The organism is Burkholderia sp. Ac-20344 (genome assembly GCF_017104975.1).
Classification (GTDB): Bacteria; Pseudomonadota; Gammaproteobacteria; order Burkholderiales; family Burkholderiaceae; genus Burkholderia.
This window is the reverse complement of record NZ_JAAGPP010000318.1, coordinates 1-2,345: the sequence shown is the minus strand read 5'-3', so window position 1 is coordinate 2,345 and position 2,345 is coordinate 1. Positions and strand designations below refer to the sequence as shown.

Here is a 2,345-nt window from a genome sequence, read left to right as displayed (position 1 = left end):
CCCGACCTGCCCGGCGCGCTGCCCGGCGAGCGGCTGCGGCTGCTGCCGGACGCCGCCGCGTGGGGTTCGGGCGACGCGGTGAAGGTCATGGTCGAACTGGGCTGGCCGATCGCGGCGCGGGGCGGCGACTGGGACGCGAGCGCGCTGAATCACGCGGTGTTCCGCGGCGATGCGGAGTTGCTGGCGTTCCTGCTCGCGCACGGCGCGAGCTGGCGCGACATGCACGGATTCGAGAGCGATGCGCTCGGCACGTTGTCCTGGGCATCCGTCAACGAACCGGAGCATGTCGGCGCGTCCGACTGGGAGGCGTGCGCGCGCGTGCTGCTCGCGCACGGCGTGCCGCAAGCCGCGCGGGATCCGTCGAATCCGGACGGCGTGCTGATCGACGGTCGCACCATGCGCTTTTCCGAGGCCGTCACCGACGTGTTGCTCGGCATCGACGGCGGCCCGCCCGCAGCGACGTAAACGACCGCGGGGCGGCAACGGGCGGGCGGCGGCGCCGGCCCGGTCGGTGCCGGCTGCTGGCGCGCAGTCGGCGCACCGGTTTTTCCTGTCGCGCGACGACATTTCGGCGAACGCTGAAACGTCGTGTGCACGACCGGCGTAAGCTCAGCCGTCAACTTCCTTCCGGAGTCCACGATGCCCCGTTCCGACCTGCAAGCCCGCCAGGCCGAAGCCTTCCGCGCCCTGCATGCGCGCCCCGGCGCCTTCATCATTCCGAACCCGTGGGACGCCGGCACCGCGCGCCTGCTCGCGATGGCCGGCTTCGAGGCGCTCGCGACCACGAGTGCCGGCTATGCCTTTTCGAAAGGTCAGCCCGACAACGCGATCGACCGCGACGCGATGCTCGATCACATCGCCGAGATCGTCGCCGCGGGCGGCCTGCCCGTCAGCGCCGATCTCGAGAACGGCTTCGGCGACGCGCCCGACACGGTGGCCGAAACGATCCGGCTCGCGGCCGAGGCCGGCGCGGTCGGCGGCTCGATCGAGGACGCGACGGGCCGCGCCGACGCGCCGATCTACGCGCGCGAAGCGGCGATCGAGCGCATCGCGGCCGCCGTCGACGCGGCGCGCGCGCTGCCGTTTCCGTTCACATTGACCGCGCGCTGCGAAAACTACCTGCATGGCCGCCCCGACCTCGCCGACACGATCGCGCGGCTCGTCGCCTATCGCGACGCGGGCGCCGACGTGCTGTATGCGCCGGGCATCACCGATGCGGATGACATCGCGGCGGTGACGCAGGCGGTCGGCGCGCCCGTGAACGTCGTGATGGGGCTGCAGGGCGGGTTGCTGAGCCTCGACGCGCTGGCGGCGCTCGGCGTGAAGCGCGTGAGCGTCGGCGGCGCACTGGCGCGGGCCGCGCTCGGCGCGTTCCTGCGCGCCGCGAAGGAGATGGCGCATGAGGGCACGTTTACGTTCACGCAAGCGGCCGTGCCGGGGCGCGATATCAACCGCTGGTTTGCGTCGCCCGATAATTCACCGGTTTTGTTCGGAGAATGAGCGAAATTAAATCGTGGGATCGTTACCAAGTCGAAACATTGATTGACAATAATCAACCGATTTCGCGTCCGAATTAAACATCGGTGACGACGCAAAATACATCGCCTATTCTCCGCATTAAGCCCGTTCGACCGTCGCCCGGCGTGCAAACCTCGCCGGATCGGGCGATCGGGCGATCGGGCGTACGCCGTGCGCGTCGATGTCGCGCATTGTTGCATTTTCCCGTTCAGTAAATTTTTTTGAACGCGGGAGTTGCCGGCCGGTTTTTGGATTGATAATCTGCGGCACGTTCTAATGAACGATCGATGGGCCGCCGGGAATATCGATATATAAAAATGCTGAGAGAGCGATGACGATCCGAGAAAATCAACGCGTCAGGTTTCGCGTCGGCGATGTCGTGACGCTGAAGACGGGCGGGCCGCGCATGACCGTTACCTATGCCGGGCCGGTCGTGTTCGACGACGGCGACTGGCTGATCTGCCAGTGGTTCGACGAGAACGGCGAATTCCGCCAGGAAATGTTTCCTCACGACACGGTGGTGCCCGAGCCGCGTGCGATTTCGGCCGGGCGCGTACGCATGCGCATGCATTTGCATCGCTACCGGTCGGCTGCCTGACATTCCCCTGTTGTCGCGAGTCGCGATGCGGCCACAGGCGGTGCCCGCGCCGCGACATTTCACGCCAGCCCGAAACATGCGGCGGCGCGCTGCGCCGATACTGTCCGCATGAACCCGACCGATCCCATCGCAGCGGTCACGCACCGCGATCCCTATCCCTACTATGCGGCGCTCGTCGACGGGCCGCCGCTCGCGTTCGACGCCACGCTCGGCCTGTGGGTCGCGAGCA

Annotated in this window: 3 protein-coding genes and 1 pseudogene; all 4 read left to right on the top strand. The window is 67.7% G+C overall.

Features of this window, described 5'->3' with window-relative positions; genetic code table 11:
* Positions 1 to 465, top strand: a 465-nt coding sequence (locus G3N64_RS38755; protein WP_205788848.1) for an ankyrin repeat domain-containing protein, incomplete at its 5' end; no start/stop codon positions are given.
* Between the two features lie 174 nt (positions 466 to 639).
* Positions 640 to 1,500 (top strand): isocitrate lyase/phosphoenolpyruvate mutase family protein, encoded by an 861-nt coding sequence (locus tag G3N64_RS38750; RefSeq protein WP_205788847.1) that lies wholly within the window; start codon positions 640 to 642, stop codon positions 1,498 to 1,500.
* A 349-nt stretch (positions 1,501 to 1,849) separates the two neighbouring features.
* On the top strand, positions 1,850 to 2,116 hold the full coding sequence (locus tag G3N64_RS38745; RefSeq protein ID WP_205788846.1) for a YodC family protein: 267 nt from the start codon (positions 1,850 to 1,852) through the stop codon (positions 2,114 to 2,116).
* A 108-nt stretch (positions 2,117 to 2,224) separates the two neighbouring features.
* Positions 2,225 to 2,345: pseudogene (locus G3N64_RS38740) on the top strand (cytochrome P450); the annotation flags it as partial.

Bases quoted from the DNA above. Each gene is read 5' to 3' on its own strand.
- G3N64_RS38750 (WP_205788847.1), top strand. From the start codon at position 640: ATGCCCCGTTCCGACCTGCAAGCCCGCCAGGCCGAAGCCTTCCGCGCC.
- G3N64_RS38745 (WP_205788846.1), top strand. From the start codon at position 1,850: ATGACGATCCGAGAAAATCAACGCGTCAGGTTTCGCGTCGGCGATGTC.